Origin of the sequence: Hydrogenophaga sp., from assembly GCF_030656115.1 — a bacterium.
Taxonomy (GTDB): domain Bacteria; phylum Pseudomonadota; class Gammaproteobacteria; order Burkholderiales; family Burkholderiaceae_C; genus Hydrogenophaga.
Window position 1 is genome coordinate 1 of the sequence record NZ_JAUSOO010000162.1, and the last position, 1,382, is coordinate 1,382.

The window sequence follows — 1,382 nt, forward strand, 5'->3', positions numbered from 1 at the left end:
CCCCCACACCACCCACCGTGCGGGTCCGCAGTGGGCGGTTCAACAAGTCGGCTCGCTCGACGAAGCCTTCCCTCTTTTCTTCTTTGCCGTATAGCCCTGTGCCTTGCACCACAGTTCTTTCACGCTGAGCAAACCTTGCTCCTGTAACCACGCGTTGGAGATGGCCTGGTTGATCACCGGTGTTCTGGACATCTGCCAATAGCTGTTGCTGCTGCATCCGTGCTGAATCGCCGACTTCAGGCTCACGCCCAAGGCCAGCAAGTTCTTGATTTTCGTGCGCGGCCAGCGCCACTGTTTCCAGTAGCACATGCGCATGCGCCGTCTGATCCACTCGTCCAGTTCAGGGACGGGTCGGTAGTACTGGCTGATACCGAAGTACGCCGTCCATCCCCTCAGGTATTGCCCCAGTTTCTTCAGTCGGTACTCCATGGAAACGCCCCAGCTGCGGCCCGTCAGCTCCTTGATCCGGTGCTTGAAGTCCGCCAGCGCCTTGTCGGTCCAGCGTATCTTCTTGCCCTTGATCGTGAAGCCCAGAAAGGCGCATTCGCTCATGGGTGCCAGCTTGGCTTTTGGCCACGTTGACTTTGAGCTTGAGTTTGGTTTCCAGATACCGCGTGATGGAAGCCATCACCCGCTGTGCAGCGCGTTCGCTTTTGACAAGGAGACCCAAGTCATCGGCATAACGTGCAAAGCGGTGTCCCCGCCGCTCCAACTCCAAATCGAGCTGGTGCAGCAGGATGTTTGCCAGCAATGGCGAGAGTGGGCCGCCTTGTGGGGTGCCCACTTCGCTCGGTTCTACATGCTCACCGACCAGCACGCCGGCGCGCAGGTAACGACCGATCAGGCGCAGCAGTCGCTTGTCTGCAATGGTTTGGCCCAGCAAGTTCATCAGCACGTCATGGTTGACGGTGTCAAAGAACTTGGCCAAGTCAATGTCCACTGCGATACCTCTGCCATCCTTCACGTGTCGCTGTACCTGCCTGATCGCCTGGTGTGCGTTGCGACCTGGTCGAAAGCCAAAACTCGAATCCGAGAACGTCGGATCGAATATCGGCGTGAGCACCTGAGCGACGGCCTGCTGGATGACCCGGTCCATGACCGTGGGGATTCCCAGCAGGCGTTTGCCGCCACCGGGCTTGGGTATGTCTACCCTGCGCACGGCCTGCGGCTGGTATCGCTCTTCTCTGATCTGCTGTCGAATCACGGGCCAGTGCGCGCGCGCATGGTCGGGGAAGTCTTCAATGGTCATGCCGTCAATACCCGGCGCGCCTTTGTTGGCCTTCACCCGTTTCCATGCCTGCGCCAGGTTGTCGCTGGCCAGCACGTCTTCAAGCAGTTCTGTGGTTCTCACTGTCACTTCGTCTTGTTTCAAGGCTCGGTGC

2 protein-coding genes are annotated in these 1,382 nt (G+C 59.0%); both read right to left on the reverse strand.

Features of this window, described 5'->3' with window-relative positions; genetic code table 11:
• The coding region (locus Q7J58_RS21135) for a hypothetical protein (protein WP_304831846.1) at positions 1-331 on the reverse strand (331 nt) is incomplete at its 3' end.
• A gap of 9 nt (positions 332-340) precedes the next feature.
• A partial coding sequence (ltrA, locus tag Q7J58_RS21140) for a group II intron reverse transcriptase/maturase (RefSeq protein WP_304831847.1) occupies positions 341-1,382 on the reverse strand: 1,042 nt, incomplete at its 5' end.